This window comes from Flavobacterium sp. FlaQc-48 (assembly GCF_044007335.1).
Classification (GTDB): domain Bacteria; phylum Bacteroidota; class Bacteroidia; order Flavobacteriales; family Flavobacteriaceae; genus Flavobacterium.
Map to the genome: position 1 here is coordinate 194,692 of NZ_JBIPCR010000008.1, position 15,666 is coordinate 210,357.

General features: G+C 35.3%; 15 protein-coding genes. 11 read left to right on the plus strand and 4 right to left on the minus strand.

Going from position 1 to position 15,666, the window contains the following annotated elements:
- Nucleotides 1–69 precede the first annotated feature (69 nt).
- From ACHRWY_RS14710 to ACHRWY_RS14755, 10 genes are all read left to right on the plus strand, one after another.
- Nucleotides 70–831 carry an XAC2610-related protein gene (locus ACHRWY_RS14710; RefSeq protein WP_395355639.1) on the plus strand — a complete coding sequence of 254 codons (762 nt, stop codon included), beginning with the start codon at nt 70–72 and terminating at the stop codon, nt 829–831.
- 38 nt (nt 832–869) lie between these two features.
- Nucleotides 870–1,742: a class I SAM-dependent methyltransferase gene (locus ACHRWY_RS14715; protein ID WP_395355640.1), complete on the plus strand. Its 873-nt coding sequence runs from the start codon at nt 870–872 to the stop codon at nt 1,740–1,742.
- Nucleotides 1,743–1,781: 39 nt separating this feature from the next.
- On the plus strand, nt 1,782–2,531 hold the full coding sequence (locus tag ACHRWY_RS14720) for a hypothetical protein (protein WP_395355641.1): 750 nt from the start codon (nt 1,782–1,784) through the stop codon (nt 2,529–2,531).
- A 365-nt stretch (nt 2,532–2,896) separates the two neighbouring features.
- Nucleotides 2,897–3,526, plus strand: coding sequence for a hypothetical protein (locus ACHRWY_RS14725; RefSeq protein WP_395355642.1), 630 nt, complete (start codon nt 2,897–2,899; stop codon nt 3,524–3,526).
- A gap of 44 nt (nt 3,527–3,570) precedes the next feature.
- Complete coding sequence (locus ACHRWY_RS14730) at nt 3,571–4,119, plus strand: STM3941 family protein (RefSeq protein ID WP_395355643.1); 549 nt, start codon at nt 3,571–3,573, stop codon at nt 4,117–4,119.
- A 13-nt stretch (nt 4,120–4,132) separates the two neighbouring features.
- Nucleotides 4,133–5,128: a hypothetical protein gene (locus tag ACHRWY_RS14735; protein ID WP_395355644.1), complete on the plus strand. Its 996-nt coding sequence runs from the start codon at nt 4,133–4,135 to the stop codon at nt 5,126–5,128.
- A 76-nt stretch (nt 5,129–5,204) separates the two neighbouring features.
- The gene (locus ACHRWY_RS14740) at nt 5,205–5,744 is read left to right on the plus strand and encodes a hypothetical protein (RefSeq protein WP_395355646.1); all 540 of its coding nucleotides are present in this window, start codon (nt 5,205–5,207) and stop codon (nt 5,742–5,744) included.
- Between the two features lie 126 nt (nt 5,745–5,870).
- Nucleotides 5,871–6,209 (plus strand): hypothetical protein, encoded by a 339-nt coding sequence (locus ACHRWY_RS14745; RefSeq protein WP_395355647.1) that lies wholly within the window; start codon nt 5,871–5,873, stop codon nt 6,207–6,209.
- A 338-nt stretch (nt 6,210–6,547) separates the two neighbouring features.
- A complete protein-coding gene (locus ACHRWY_RS14750) occupies nt 6,548–7,387 on the plus strand; it encodes an SIR2 family NAD-dependent protein deacylase (protein ID WP_395355648.1) in 840 nt (279 codons plus the stop codon).
- Nucleotides 7,388–7,424: 37 nt separating this feature from the next.
- A complete protein-coding gene (locus ACHRWY_RS14755) occupies nt 7,425–8,165 on the plus strand; it encodes a hypothetical protein (RefSeq protein WP_395355650.1) in 741 nt (246 codons plus the stop codon).
- 116 nt (nt 8,166–8,281) lie between these two features.
- Here the strand turns inward: ACHRWY_RS14755 and ACHRWY_RS14760 are convergent, their stop codons facing one another.
- The 4 genes from ACHRWY_RS14760 to ACHRWY_RS14775 all read right to left on the minus strand — a co-directional run bounded on the left by ACHRWY_RS14760 (nt 8,282) and on the right by ACHRWY_RS14775 (nt 14,591).
- Entirely contained in the window at nt 8,282–9,667 is a 1,386-nt protein-coding gene (locus tag ACHRWY_RS14760; protein WP_395355652.1) for an efflux transporter outer membrane subunit, read from the minus strand.
- Between the two features lie 138 nt (nt 9,668–9,805).
- Nucleotides 9,806–12,955, minus strand: coding sequence for an efflux RND transporter permease subunit (locus ACHRWY_RS14765; protein WP_395355653.1), 3,150 nt, complete (start codon nt 12,953–12,955; stop codon nt 9,806–9,808).
- 5 nt (nt 12,956–12,960) lie between these two features.
- Nucleotides 12,961–14,085: an efflux RND transporter periplasmic adaptor subunit gene (locus ACHRWY_RS14770; protein WP_395355654.1), complete on the minus strand. Its 1,125-nt coding sequence runs from the start codon at nt 14,083–14,085 to the stop codon at nt 12,961–12,963.
- Between the two features lie 8 nt (nt 14,086–14,093).
- Nucleotides 14,094–14,591 carry a DUF2480 family protein gene (locus ACHRWY_RS14775; RefSeq protein WP_395355655.1) on the minus strand — a complete coding sequence of 166 codons (498 nt, stop codon included), beginning with the start codon at nt 14,589–14,591 and terminating at the stop codon, nt 14,094–14,096.
- Nucleotides 14,592–15,024: 433 nt separating this feature from the next.
- Between ACHRWY_RS14775 and ACHRWY_RS14780 the strand changes: the two genes are divergently transcribed.
- The gene (locus ACHRWY_RS14780) at nt 15,025–15,636 is read left to right on the plus strand and encodes a helix-turn-helix transcriptional regulator (RefSeq protein ID WP_395355657.1); all 612 of its coding nucleotides are present in this window, start codon (nt 15,025–15,027) and stop codon (nt 15,634–15,636) included.
- The last annotated feature ends 30 nt before the right edge of the window (nt 15,637–15,666 follow it).

Below are 15,666 nucleotides of genomic sequence, written 5' to 3' on the forward strand. Positions count from 1 at the left end.
AAAAAATGGAGCCTCTTATCCTTTTTTTGGAATTAAGCGGTACCCGGGCAAACATTAATACTATCGTAAATGAATACCAAGCTAACAAAATTATCACTGCTTTTAGTCCTGTTTTCTGCTATGGGATGTACTCCAAAAAAAACAGAAAAAACAGTCCGTATACCTGAAAAGACAATTGTAAAAAAAGTAAGTGTACAACCGGAAGTTAAACCTGAAATAAAAACCGAAAATCTTATCATCGAAAGTTTTTCAGACAGTACTCAAATTGGAACTAAAGGAAATTTTAAAGTTACTGTCGATCAGCTTAGAAATAATGACAGCACATATGTTGTAGTTCATTTGTTTGAAAAAAGAAAAAACAAATGGTCTTCAAAACAAAAACTTGAATATCTGAAAGATGGTATAACGAATATTGACCCTAAGCTTGAAGATTTCAATAATGATGGTTTTAAAGACCTTACATTTCAATCCTCTGTTGCTGCAAGAGGAGCAAACGAGATTAGGAAACTCTTGGTTTTTGATCCAGTGAAAAAGCAATTTATTTTGATGAAAAACGCTGAGAATTATCCAAATTTACAATACAATAAACTTTTAAATTGTGTCGATGCCTGGATGGTGTATGGCGGGAGTTCAACGGTATTTTTAAAAATAGAAAAAGACAGTTTACGAGAGTTTGCCGGTGTCTCACTAGATGATAACCAAAGAGAAATTTATGTGGTAGATAAAAAGGGCAACCATAAAACCATTAAGAAAGAAACTGTGCCTGACTTAGCAGTTTATATCCGATACAAAAATTACCATCCTTTAATTGAAAACAGCCATTCTGACTAAATATAAAATAATCTTATTTTAAATAACAGTATTCTTTCATGAAAGCAGATAAAACCAGTAGAACAGCCCAATATATGGCTTTATTCCGGGCGTTAGAAACACGATTACAGGCAAAAGACCGTTTGTTTTCAGATCCTTATGCCATTCATTTTCTGGATCAAAAATTAAGGCTGGCCACTCGCCTTTCTAAATACGCCGTGGTGAGAAAGTACCTTGAAAATACGATACAAAAAAAAGTTCCCGGTGCTTTTTCTTCTGGAATCGCCCGAACAAAATATATTGATGATTTGCTTCAGAATGCCATTTTAAATGGTGTAAAACAAGTTATTATTTTAGGTGCAGGATTTGATACGAGGGCACTGCGTCTTGACTTTATAAAATCTGTTCCGGTTATAGAAATTGACCATCCAAATACTTCAAATTTTAAAATTCAAACCTATAAAAATCGTCTGGGGAAAATTCCGGAAAACATTCAATTTCTTCAAATCGATTTCAACAAACAGGATCTTGACCAATTGGCAGCACAACATCAAATCGATTTTAGTCAGCCTGCAGCTGTAATCTGGGAAGGTGTAACCAACTATCTGACCTCAGCCGCCATCAAAAGTACTTTTAGCTTTATTTCAAAATTTGCCAAGGGCTCGCATGTCATATTTACGTACGTACATAAGGACATTCTGGAAAACCCGAAATCATTTTTAGGTGGCGAAAAATTATTAAAAGACCTTAATAAACTTGAAGAGCAATGGACATTTGGTTTTATACCAGCCGAATTACCGGATTATCTCAATCAATTTGATATTCAATTAACCGAAGATTCAGGGGCAAACGAATACCGCAAAAAATATGTCCCCGGCAGAACCGAAAACGGTTACGAGTTTTACAGAACAGCCCTTGGAATAAAACAATAACGTCTTACCTTTATGTATTGTTAATCAATAGTATCCCATATGAAGACAGCTGTAAACAATGAAATTAAACCCGAGGGTTACGATATTTTTACTTACAGAAGAATCAGACGGGCTATTGGCTATTTAGGCATTAGCCTGCCCATACTTTTAGTGGGCTTGTCTTTGATCCCTTTTTTCGAAACTCCTGTTCAGTTTTCTATCAGTGATTATTATTATACCAATCTCAGGGAAATTTTCACCGGGACTTTGTGCGCGGTAGGTTTATTTTTAATTTGCTATAAAGGCTATAGAAATAATTCGATCCTAAAGAATGATAATATACTAACAAATATTGCCGGAATTATGGCTATGGGCGTAGCTTTGATTCCCACAAATCCGGATGATTTTAAAGCTAAGATCTATACCCTGATTCCTTCTCCCGAAAAATGGCTCGGATATCTTCATTATGGTTTTGCCGCACTCTTTTTCCTGATATTGGCTTTACTGGCCATTAATGTTTTTACCATTGGTCAGGAAAACAAAACGGGGATTACCAAAAGTATGCTAAACGAGAATAATATTTACAGAGTTTGCGGCTATTCTATTTTAGTTTTCATTGTCACGGTTCCCGTTGCTGCACAATTAAAATGGTTTACCTATTCGACTGTGGTTTTTGAATCGCTTTCGCTTTTTGCTTTCGGAATTGCCTGGCTGATAAAAGGCCGCGCTTTAGGAGATCAGGGCAAAATTGGACAAAAATTGTATCAGGAAAACAATCCTGTCGATACCGAAACAATATTGGAGGAATAACTACTCTTTTTTGACCTCGTTCCACAATAGAATTTACTTCTTTTTTTCGTTTTTACGAAACCCGGTAATTGCTTCAAAAACAAAATAAACCTTATTCTGTTAGTTTTATGGCTTTTAGAGGACTCTGTCTTTTCTTTTTCATTTTACTTTTGCTACAATTTTGCAGGTTGATTGTTTATAAACTATTTAGACACAAACAGCAATACCTGGCTCTTTGCGATGAATATGCTCCCAGAGGGTAAAACATTATTTACCTTTTTTTTTAACTATCCCAGTTTACATAAATCCTGGTAAATGTATTTTCAAAATATGAAATTGATACACGCCACATATAGTACATTAAACCAAAACTACATACTAATAAAATGAAAAACTTTAAAGCAATAATCCTGACAATTGCAAGTTTACTAACCCTGGCAAGCTGTTTTCTTGACAGACCTAAAGGATTTTATATTGACAACCCTACCCAAAAAACAATACAAGTGGTAATAGACGATACTATAAAATATGAAGTTAAACCCAAAGAGTACAAATTTGCTCTTGCTTTACCAAAAGGTGATCATACTGTTCAAACCGATGGAGGAACTAAAAAGTCATTTACAATAAGATCCGATTATAACCAATATAATTATTTACTGAATGCTACCGGTGCTACATATATAGAGGTAACTGAATATTATTCGATAGATAAACCAGATGAATTGATGGACAGGATACACGATTCAATGGCAAGATCAATAACTGTGGACAATAGCATTTACTATGGCATATTTAGGATAAAAGATGCTGTATTTATTGAGAATTCATGGGAACATAGTGTGGTTGGGAAATTTCCCGAGACAATAGAAATCCACCCTGAAACAAAAAGCAGAGGCAGTTCTAAATTATTTCGACTTGACGATTTTAAAAAAGAATATAAAAATTACAAAATAACGGAAGAAGAAATGAAAGAAATAGAAAAAATGAAAGCAAATCAACAGTTATTAAAGTATTGATTTATTTCAAAAACATAATTATTAACTCAACTTATCTCATCATAATGCAAACTTTACCTTTTAGTATTTATACCAATAAAAAAGGAGCCCGTTCAAAAAGAAACCTTTATATCATTCTGACTTTTGCCTGTATTTGGGCTTTTTGGTATGCCAGTGGGCATTTTTTCACACAAGATTATTATTACCCAAAAGCAGTAATTCTTCTACCAGTCTGTATCCCGTTTATTATAGGTGGTATAATAGGAGAAACTAAAAATATAAAGAATAACAATCCTCTCTTAACCCTTTCAGAACAAGGCATAAAATTTTTTGTTAATCCCTATTCTGAAATTGGATTGGTGCCCTGGAGTGACATTACAGGTTGCAAAGAAATAAAAATTCTAAACAGTTATTTTTTAACCATTTTAGCAAAAGAGCATGCGTTTTATATCAACAAAATAACCAATAGCAGGGTACGTAAAAAAGTTTTAAAATTTAGTGATAGCAACAACAATGCATTATTTAACATCGAAATAGCAATGATGGATTGTGACATCACAATGCTTAGGAAAACAATTTATCAGATGATCGAAACAACACAGGAAAAAAATTAATAACCATCAAATTATGTATGACACAAAATCTAAAGCACTATTAATAACGACAATTCTGGCTTTAATTTGCAACATCACAGTCGCACAAAAGAAAACAACAACATCAAAAACAACAACCAAAAATACTGCTTCAAGTAGTAATGCTATTACAGACCAGCAGGCTTATGCCATTATTAAATACAGTAATGCCGTGATTGATTTGCATAATAGTTATGTAAATGCTTTAAAATCACATCAAAGTACACTAGACAATTATGCTGATCAAAATGTAGCAAAACTAAAACGCAATCCCAACATACAGCCTTTTTACATTGGTTGTGACAGAAACTCTCTTCCGCCTGAAAATGATAAAGCCAACAGAACTACTCTTAAAAATATTCCCGCAATTCCTGAAAAACAGAATTTACAGCACCTAAGTACAAAGGCACTTTTGCATTACGATAAAACAAATGCTTTTTGCGCTGAGATCAGTAATTATTTTTCTAAAGCAGCATACAAAAATGACACAAAATTTTCTCAGTATACAGTCCTGAAAGACAGTATGCAATCGAACATTAAACAATGTCGCCTGTATTGGAATGAGTTCGCTCAAATAGCCTCAAATGCAGGAGACAGGGCCGAACTGGTTTTACTGAAAAAGAATAAACTTGCCGCTTACATTATTCCAATGAAAGAAAGTTTAAATGGTTTACAACAAGTAAGTACGATGCTAAATGATGAAAACGCAGATCTGGAAAGCATAAACACAAAATTAGCCACTGTACAAGCCCTTATCACTCAAAAAATAAATGATAAGAATATAGATTTTTCTAAACTTAGTGATATCTATTATAAAGAAGTATATACTAAGTTCTTCAGGGAATGCAATACCACGGGTACAACATTGCAAACTGTGATTGACAAAATAAAAACAAAAGCGTCTCAACAAAATATAAGCAGCACTTATTCCGTTGTAAGCACCTCTTATAACAACGCTGTTCAGGAATACAATACTTTTATTAAACAATAATAACATTATAGTTTTTAGTACACATCTTTTCCTGTACTGAACTGACCACCATAACAACAAAAGAAATATTTTACGCATGAAAAAGAATAAAAAATCAACCTCAGCATTCTTTCTATTAGTAGCTACACTATTTTTAGTAACAGGCTGCACCCCTGAATCTCCTGAAAAAATATTTGAAAAAACGGTACTCAATACTAATATGCTAACCAAATTTGGAAGCATGGACATTCATCATCTGCTAAAAGAAACCCCAGAGGTTTACGATGCCTCTCAAAAGAAAATGGTGCCATCGTCGTATGAAGATTATTTTAAATTTAAAATCAGCTATCTCGAACAGGCTGAAGAATCTATCAAAAAAATAAAATTAAATGAGGACAACAAAGAGATTGTTACAGCTTCTCTTGGCCTGTTTGCCTATGTGATCCCCAGAGAAAAAGAAGGTTACATACAAATTGCCAAATTAAAAGATCAAAAAGCTTCTGAAGATGTTATTACTAATGCCATTATTGCTTTTGATGCAGCACACAGTAAAGAGGCTAACGAAAAATTTGAAACACTTATTACAATTGCAAAAGCGTATGCACAGAAACATAATTTAGACGCCAAATTCTTTTAAAAAATTATTCTATACTCAGCTTACACATTTTTAATAATATAATTTAATAACATGAAAATATCTTTTTATTGCCTGATCTTTTGCTTCTTTTTTTCGGTAACCTCATTTGCACAAAATAAAATAGAAATGACACTAAAATCATCATCGGGTGAAACAGTTAAATATAAAGTTGACTCCTTTTACTACACTATATACGATAGAGACAGTACAACAGTTGCCCAATTTTATGTATACTTAAAAAGAAGGCCGGATAAATTTATTTTTCAATGGAGATCTAAGCGCTCTAATTTAATGGATGGTACCGTAAAATTACAAAATGCCACTACAGGAAAAACAGAGCAGGTTTTTGATTTTAAATCTGCATCACTTACTTCTTTGACAGATACCTTAGAGAATGGCAATTCAACGCTTAATATTGAAGTAAAAAAACTTATCATTGATGATGTAAACATTACATTAGAATAGCAATCACAGGGTGTTTACTATCCAGAAGTTTTTCTTAAAAAAATTGATCTTCAGTCCATACAGGAACAATATCCTTAGCAGGCAAAGGATATGAGATGGCTGGAAACAGCTCCTGAAAAACAACCTCAGAAAGTCAGATTCAATTATGATATGACACTTCAGCCTGAAACGGCTTAGTTTGCCACTGTGTTTAAGTTTCTTCGTTACTGCTACTTCAGGTAAAAACATTTCATATCTTAGCTGCGCAGAAGGACAAACTTGTGGCATAAAATTCAACCCTTTTCGTTTTAGAGAAGCTTTATTATTGTTGAAATAGCCAGCATTTATCAAATCAGGATATGAAAACACAACTGGATGAAATTATAAAACAGGTTTATACTAAAAACAATAAAAATCTATTCACGTTTTTAACCGGAGCCGGAATTTCGGCCGATAGTGGCATACCTACTTACAGAGGAACAGATGGTATCTGGGTCAAAGGAACTAAATTTCATAAACCGGAAGAATTTGGGACTTTTAAATATTTTAAAGAAAATCCCGAAGAGGTCTGGCAATATACTCTTTTTAGAAAAAAGATGTTCGAAAATGCAGAACCCAATCAAAGCCATCGTGAAATAGTTGAAATTGAGAATCTTTTGCAGGATAAATTTCATTTAATCACTCAAAATATCGACAACCTCCACAGACGTGCCGGAACAAAAAGAATCTATGAGATACATGGCAATAACAGAGAAATTAAATGTGCTGATGGTTGTAAGGAAATAGCATATCTTCCTGTTGAAATTCAGGGAAAAGATATAAACGAAGACTTGTCTGAAAGAGATATTGAATTGTTAAAATGCAAAGAATGCGGAGGTTGGATGAGACCGAATATTTTGTGGTTTGATGAACGTTATGATGAGAAAACAAATAAAAAGTTCAGTTCTTTAAAAATAGCTAAAAATTCAGGTATCCTTTTTATTGTGGGAACGTCAGGAGCGACCAATTTGCCCATGGCAATTGCCGAGACAACTTTAAAATACGGCGGAACTATTGTGGACATTAATACCGAAGACAATTTGTTTACAACCTTAATCAAAGACAAGAAAAATAAAATTAGTATTCGGGAGACTTCAACTACAGCTTTAAAAGAAATAAAAGAAATACTAAACGAAAATTTAAAAAAACATACACTTTAAAGTGTGCTTTTAGCTCCTTTAATAATCAGCAACGAAAATGGGATATTGGTGTACATTACATTTATTTGACGATAAAAAATTTTATAAAGAAGTGGTTCCGCAGCTAAAAGGAGAAACCGGTGATTTGACTGAAGCCTGTCGGGAATTTTTAAAACATTACTATCTTGGAGGTATTTCCCATTTATCTTCTGAAAAAATCAATAGCCTTATTGAATACAACATTGAAAAAATTATTTCGATTTCTAACGGATTAGACGAAACTTTTAAAATACACCATAAATTTCATAAAGGTACTAACAATGATCATCAAAATCTTTTTTTGGCTAGTTTAGAAGGCCACTATGAGTTTAGTGAATTTTTGGAGTACTATTTGTTTAAGACCTGCGCTGACTTCTTTCCCTATTTAATACTGGGTAAAGGTGGCGTATCCCGAAATTTTAATATCCCGATAAAAACACTTTGCTATCCTATTGTTCAAGAACTTGACCATTGGAATGATTTTTTGTCTAACGATAGAATGGGAATTACAAACTGGATAACAAATGAAGATGTTGAACTGCTGTATCTTGACAAAGAAAATTTACATTTTGAAGACAATCAACGTGCAGAAGGTTTCTTAAACTTACTGGATGTTGCCTATTATAATAAACTTGGTTTTATTGTAGGTGTAGATATGAGAGATAATCAATTGAAATTACTGGCAGAAAACAAATTAGTACATCATGCTTTTTGGAAGGAACAGCACAGGCAGAATTTAGTATTCGACAGCAGTATATAAGAAGAACAAAAGACCTGTTTCATTGCGAAACAGATCTTTTGATTTCTACACCTGAACGGTCAAAATTTGAAATTTGAAATTGTTTTTTTTAAGCATAAAATGTACTGTACCCTTAATTAATTCCAGCCGCCACCAAGGGCGCGATATAAATTGACAACGGCATGCAGTTTTTGGCTTTGATCATCAATTCCTTTCAATTGGGCATTTAACAAATTTTGTTCGGCGGTTAATACATCTGTATAATTTGTTGTAGCATTGTTCAATAATTCTTTATTAAATGCTACAGCTTTCAATAAAGCTTCCAGTTGCTTTTTCCTTTTTTCTTCTTTTAATGTAGCATTATCATATTTAGACAATGCATTCGAAACTTCCTCACTTGCTTTTAACATGGAAAGCTCAAAATTAAGCAGTGCCTCTTTTTGTAAAGACAATGCTGTAGTGAGTCTTGCCTTATTGATGCCTTTATTAAAAACAGGCTGCGTTAAACCTCCCGCTATATTGGCAAAAAGCCCTCCGTTTGTAAACCAGTCTTTTAATCCAAAACTGGAAAAACCGGCTGCTCCGTTAATAGTAAGGGCGGGATAAAAATAAGCCCTTGCTACGTTGCTTTCTTCAAATGCAGTTCTGAAATTATATTCGGCTTGTTCCACATCTGGTCTGTTTGCCAAAAGTTGCATCGGAACTCCTATTTTAAGATCATAGATAAGCTTTTGCTGTTCCAGAGTACTACGTTCAATTCTGGTTGGAGATTTTGCCAAAAGTACGCATAAAACATGCTCTGTTTCGGTTATCCTTTGTTCGATATCCGGAATGGCTAATTGAGCTTCATAAAAGTTGGCTTCACTCTGTACCACCGCTACTCCGTTGATAATAGAGTTTTCAAAAAGAACTTTAATCGTTTCAGCCTCGGTTTCTCTGTTCTTCGCTGTTTTTTTAAGAACTTCTAACTGTTCATCAAGTACAAGCAACTCATAATACGAATGGGCAATATTGGCAATCAGTTGGGTTTGGACCGCGCGTTTTGCAGCATCAGTAGCTAATAGATTGGCTACAGCACTTTTTTTGGCGCTTTTTAATTTACCCCAAACATCTATTTCCCATCCTGCAACAACCCCTAAATCATATTGCGTAGACCGGTCAAAAAGTCCAAATCCCTGCGGAAAAGAAAGTCTGGATTCTTTTACTGAAACATTTCCGTCTATTGAAGGCAAAAAAGCTGCTTTTTTGAGCTTAAGCTGGGCTGTAGCCTGGTTAATACGTTCGACGGCAATCTTTAAATCCAGATTTGCAGCCAATCCGTCAGAAATAAGTTTTTGCAATGCAGCATCAGGAAATATCTCCGGCCACTTCATGTTTGCCATATTTGTTGTATCCTTATTTTCAGCCTTACGATAATTTACTGTAATTGCAGGTTTAGCATAGGGTTTGGTGATTTTACACGAACTCCAGATACTGGCAGCAATCAGCAAAATGACTGTTATTTTATAGTTGTATTGGTTCATTCTAATATATTTTTAAATACCCCATTGGGGTTTGTTTTTTTATTTGGCTAAAAATTAACCACAAGCTCACAAAGTTTATTTAAGCTGAAAATTTCAGCCAAAGTCCGCAAAGCTGTTTCTTTGTATCTGTCAACTTTCCTAATCCAATATTCTTGGCTCATGAACAGGTTCTTTGACTCCTCCTACTTTTTCCTGTAAAGACTGAAAAATGATAAACAATACCGGAATTACGAAAACACCGAATAATGTACCAATCAACATTCCGCCAACAGCAGCTGTACCAATTGATCTGTTACTTAAAGCTCCTGCCCCTGTAGCAATCATTAACGGGATTAACCCAAAGATAAAGGCAAAAGAAGTCATTAAAATTGGCCTCAATCTGGCTTTTGCCCCAAAAATAGCCGACTGCACAAGGCTTCTTCCGCTTAAGCGATGCAATAATGCAAACTCTACAATAAGAATTGCATTTTTTGCCAAAAGACCAATTAGCATGATCAGACTGATCTGAAGAAAAATATTATTGTCGACCCCAAAAAGATTCGCAAATATAAAAGCACCCGCAAGTCCTATTGGCAAGGATAATAATACCGAAAAAGGCAAAATATAACTCTTGTACTGCGCACTTAACAAGAAGTAAATAAAGAGTAAACAAAGACCGAAGATTAAAGTAGTCTGACTTCCACTCGAAAGTTCTTCTTTGGTCAAACCTGAAAATTGATAGGCATAACCTCTTTCTAATGTTTGTGCTGCAACTTCCTCAATGGCTTTAATGGCATCTCCGGAACTGTACCCGGGATTTGGTGAACCTGTAACGGTAGTTGATGTAAATAAATTAAAACGGTTTATAAATTCAGGCCCATATGTTTTTTTTAAGGTTACAAATTCCGAAATGGGCGCCATTACACCCTGACTGGTTCTGACAAAAACTTTATTGATATCGCTTTCTTTGGCCCTGTAATTGGGAGGTGATTGTAACATTACCCTGTATTGTTTTCCAAATTTATTGATATCAGAAGCATAGATTCCTCCAAAATATCCCTGAAGTGTATTTAATACCGTATTTACAGATACTCCCGCATCTTTACATTTCGCCACATTTACATTGACTTCCATTTCCGGAAAACCAATATTAAACGGACTTGTAGCATACATAATTTCAGGTCGCTGGTTTATTGCCGCCATAAATTTTCCGATATTCTTATCAAAATTCTGATAACTTCCTCCTGTTTTATCCTGCAATTGTACTTCGAATCCGTTGCTGTTTCCAAATCCCTGTAAGGTTGGCGCTGCAAAGAAAATAATGCTGGCCCCTTTTATGTGGGCTGTTTTGGCAAACAACTGACTCACAATCGAATTCACATCCTGAGTTTTGCCCTTTCTCTCATTCCATGGTTTTAGTCTTATAAACAAAGCGCCGTAAGAACCTCCGGATCCGTGAATTAAATCCATTCCAGAGAGTGTTGAAGAAAGTTCTACCTCCGGAATATTTCTGGCAATACTGTCTATTTCTTTAGTAATTTCCTGAGTACGTTCCAGCGTAGAAGCCGGTGGCAAAACGACATTCCCAAAAATAGCCCCGCCATCATCGTTTGGTACAAAACCTGTAGGCGTCGTTTTTATCAAAGTATAAAACACCAGTCCGAATACTGCAATTGCAACTAAAGAAATCCATTTTCTGCGAATCAAAAATCGAACTCCGCCAACATATTTTGTAGTAACGGCATCAAAAGCAGCATTAAATCCAGCATAGAATCTTGGTAAAAATCCTTTGGCCTGACCTGATTTTTCAGAGTCGTGCGGTTTTAATAAAATAGCACAAAGTGCAGGACTTAAAGTCAGGGCATTAATGGCCGAAATTAAAATGGCTACCGCCAAGGTCAAACCAAATTGTTTGTAAAATACTCCCGCCGAACCTGTAATAAAGGTTACCGGAATAAATACCGCGGACATAATTAAGGTAATCGATATAATGGCACCGCTAATCTCACTCATAGCATGAATAGTGGCTTTCTTTGCCGATTTTGCTCCCTGATCCAGTTTTGCATGAACCGCTTCGACAACAACAATGGCATCATCTACCACAATACCAATCGCCAAAACCAAAGCAAAAAGGGTTAGCAAATTAATGGTAAAGCCAAATAACTTCAGAAAAAAGAATGTCCCGATAATGGATACAGGAACGGCAATCGCCGGAATTAAAGTGGATCTGAAATCCTGCAAAAAGATAAAAACTACAATAAAAACCAGAATAAAAGCTTCAATAATGGTAGAGATTACCTTTTCGATAGAAGCATCCAGAAAGTCATTCGCATTTAAGAACGTATGATACTCCAGTCCCGGAGGAAAATCTTTGGACGCTTTTTTTAGAATATCCTCACAGGCGATAATCAGTTCTCTGGCGTTTGATCCGGAAATCTGGCTTATTGCCCCACCCGAAGAAATTTTCCCCTGTGTAATCAGTGAAGTCGTATAATCTAAAGCTCCAAACTCAATATCTGCCACATCTTTTAATCGCAATAAGCTGCCTTGTTTTCCACTTCTCAGTATCATGTTTTCAAATTCTGCCGGGTTTTCAAGTCTTCCTGTAAATTTTAAGGCATATTGAACAGATTCTGTACTGTTCTCGCCAAGCTTTCCAGGTGCAGCTTCAATATTTTGTTCCTGCAATGCTGCAATAATATCGTCCGGAACTAATCCCTGATTTGCCATCGCATCAGGTTTTAGCCAGATACGCATGGAGTACTCCTGAGTTCCGTAAATTTCTGTTGCTCCTACTCCCTCAACACGTTTCATCTCAGGCATTATATTTATTCGCAGATAATTATCAAGGAATTTTTGATCGTATTTTCCATCTTTACTGTACAACAAAAAGCTGAACGCTGTACTGCTCAATTGTTTGCTTGTTGTAATCCCTGATTTAATAACCTCATTTGGTAATAAGCTAGTAGCTTTGGCCACCCTGTTCTGAACATTTACGGCCGCCATATCTGGATTTGTTCCCTGTTTAAAAAATATGGTAATTGTCGCACTACCATTATTACTGGCAGTAGAAGTCATATACGTCATATTCTCGACTCCGTTTATTTGTTCTTCCAGTGGCACAATAACACTTTTCATGACCACATCGGCACTGGCTCCCTGATAAGAAGCGGTTACAGCCACCGTTGGCGGTGCAATTTCGGGGTATTGTGATATGGGCAATGAAGCTAATCCCAGCAATCCCAAAATCACGATTATGATCGATATTACAGTAGATAATACCGGATTTTCTATAAATTTTCTAAACATGATTTTTATATTTTTGATGAAGAAACTATTGGTGTGATTTTCACTCCGTCCCTTAAATCCCCAAGACCATCTGTAACAATTGTATCTCCGGCTTTTACGCCTTCGGTTACTACATATTCTTTTTCGGTTGCTGTGTTTCTAATTTTTATTTCGGTATTGTGTACTACATTTTTAGCATCTGTAGTAAAAACAAAAAAGCGTCCCTGCATTTCAAATACGGCCTTTTTAGGAACCAGAATCGCATCCTGAAATTGAGTTGGAATAGTAATCGTTGCGCTTGCTCCACTCCACAATTTGCCTTCCGGATTTGGAAAAACAGCCTTGAAATTAGCCGATCCTGTACTCGCATTTAATACCCCGCTTAACGTTTGAATTTTACCTTTTGATGAATATGTTTCACCGTCAGCCGTTACCAGTGAAACCTCGGGCATGCTTTTGAATTTATCCTTTAATTGATTCCCGGAATATTGGCTCAAAAAGGAATTCAATTGTTGTTGGCTTAACGAAAAATAAGCGTAAACCTGTTTGGTATTGGCAACAGTCGTTAAAGGATCGGGAGCCGCGCTGCTTACCAAACTTCCCATTTTATAAGGCAAACTTCCTACTACCCCATTTATCGGGCTTACAATATTGGTAAAAGCAAGTTTAGATTTGGCTGCAGACAAATCTGCGTTGGCCTGGCTTAATTCGGCTCTTTTTACTCTTTCTATATTTTTAGCAGAAGTTAATTCATAGGTATTTATAATCTTTTTTTCTGCCAGGGCTGCCGTTCTTCGCGTCTGGATGACTGCTGTTTCCAGACTGGCTTCTGCTGCTAAAACTGCTGCTTTCTTGTTGTTTACTTCCTGTAAATAACTATTGGCATCTATTTTAAACAAAGCTTGTCCTTTGGCTACAGCCGAACCTTCTTCTACATAAACCTTCTCGATATATCCATCAATTTTAGAACGTATTTCAACCGTTTGTTCCCCTTCTAAAGTTGTGGGATATTCTACCGAAACACTGGCATTCTGAGCTTTTAATGTCAGTATTGGATATTCTTTTGGCTGCTCTGCTTGTTCTGTATTTTTCGTATTACACGAAACTATCAAAAGTGTTCCTGCAAACAGGATTGCTATTATTTTTTTCATTTTATCGTTTATTTTCTTTTGTAAATCATTAGAGGAGAACCTGCTTCTCCCCACATTAAGGTTTGCACATATTTAATTAACTGGCTTGTAGCCAATACAAGGATTTCTTCGGGTAGGGATGAATTCGCTTTCAGCACCACTTTTTGATTGATAAAAGCTGTAAATTCTATTCTTCTTATTCTTTCCATCCATAAAAGCCCTTCATGGTTTCCGGCTGCACTATACACCACTATGGCCGCATGAGGAGTAAGCAATGAACTAATTAAAACATAGGCCCAAAGCGGAACTATAGCGTCATTAGAGCAACAGATTGCTACATCTTTTCCTCTAAACTGACTCCAGTCTATATGGGCCATTTCCTGTCTAAATGCTTTTTCCTGCAATAGAAAATCTTCTAAAAGAAAAGGGACAATATCAAATATGACATAATCTTTTTCACTGGCTTTGTACAATCGCAAATCAAGAGTCTGTATGCCCGAAGCCTCTATTTTATTTATTATTTCCATATCATGAGTATTAAAAAAATGAGTTTTTAGTGGTTTTTAAATAATATTTTTTGCTAATTTTTAGACATAGGTATCCCCCGTCCAAACTGAATGTTATTCCAGCTTACTGAACATTTTGTAAAACCGATTTAATTCTTAATTAAAGATTTTTGAGATTTCTAAAATCTCTGATGGGGAATATGTCCTATCTAAAGATTTTCATTAACACATTCCAGTACGGAACGATGTATACAGGTAAGTCAATCCTCTTACAGGAACTAATTTGAGGCAATTGTAATTCTGGTACCATTCTCTATAGTTTGTATTAATAAATACTGTAACTCTCAATGCTGATTAAGATTAGGGTAATAATATCTTCCCATCAGCTTTGATAAGTTATGCAAAATTAATATTTTTGCATAATAAAACAACTAAATACTTGTTTTATTAATTTATGACTACAAATAAGATTTTAATGTTGCTCAAAATGCGGGGTTCTCTTACGGCCCTCGAGATTGCACATGAGCTTAAAATAACCAAGGAAGGTGTTAGACAGCAGTTACTTAAACTTGTCGAAGACGATCTTATTGAGCCTCAGGAAGAATCTAAAGGCGTGGGACGCCCTCAAAAAACTTTTAGCCTTACAGCAAATGGAAATACTAAGTTTCCTGATACCCACGCCGAATTAACACTAAAACTAATTAACATTATTAGTGCCATGGGCGGAGATACCATGCAAACGGTAATTGATGTTTATGAAGAGACCGGGAAAAAGAAGTATCATGAAGAAATTGATACTATTAACAATCTGGAACAAAAAATCGAAAAACTAGTAGAGATAAGAAGCAGAGAAGGGTATATGGCCGAATACTCAAAGAATGACGAAGGTTATCTTTTTGTTGAAAACCACTGTCCTATTTGTGCTGCTGCCACAATTTGTCAGGGCTTTTGTTCTTCTGAATTAAATACATTCAGATCGGTGTTGGGAAAAGGAGTTATCATTAATCGTATTAGTCATATAATTTCAGGAGAACGAAGATGCGCTTACCAAATTACGTCTAATTAATTTGTGATAAAATACATCTGGCATTAGCCT